Source organism: Advenella sp. EE-W14, from assembly GCF_012923605.1.
GTDB lineage: Bacteria > Pseudomonadota > Gammaproteobacteria > Burkholderiales > Burkholderiaceae_B > Advenella > Advenella alkanexedens.
Genome location: NZ_JAAVNG010000025.1, coordinates 1 through 520, shown reverse-complemented (window position 1 = coordinate 520; position 520 = coordinate 1). Strand labels below are relative to the sequence as shown.

General features: G+C 49.2%; 1 protein-coding gene. It reads left to right on the top strand.

Annotated elements, in window-relative coordinates:
- The coding region (locus HCX92_RS14745) for a DDE-type integrase/transposase/recombinase (RefSeq protein ID WP_371808433.1) at nt 1–520 on the top strand (520 nt) is incomplete at both ends.

Sequence of the window (520 nt, the reverse complement as noted above, 5' to 3'; positions counted from 1 at the left end):
TGTCGTCTGACACGCCTGTCTCGTCGCAGTTGGTACCGGCCTGACCCCAGTCAGCATCGTCTTGAACGTGATCAACCTATCATTGATGCGCTTAACGCAATCGTGCAAGATCCAACGCGATCCCGTTGGGGCTTCTGGAAATGTTTTTATCGATTGAGACTGGATGGAAAACTTTGGAATTTCAAGCGAGTGTGGCGTATTTACTGTGCGCTGAATTTGAACCAAAAACGTCGCACCAAAAAACGCTTACCCGAGCGTGCGCCAGCGCCTTTGGCAGTGCCTGCGGAATCGAATTACAGTTGGTCTTTTGATTTTATGAGCGATGCACTTTACAACGGTACGCGCTTTCGTGTGCTCAATATCATTGACGAAGGCGTCAGGGAAGCCTTGGATATCGTGATTGATACCTCACTGCCGGCCACCAGAGTGGTGAGAACGCTGGAGCAACTTAAAGCAGAAAGAGGCCTGCCTAAAATGATTCGCGTGGATAATGGTAGTGAAATGACGTCGCTTGCTTTTA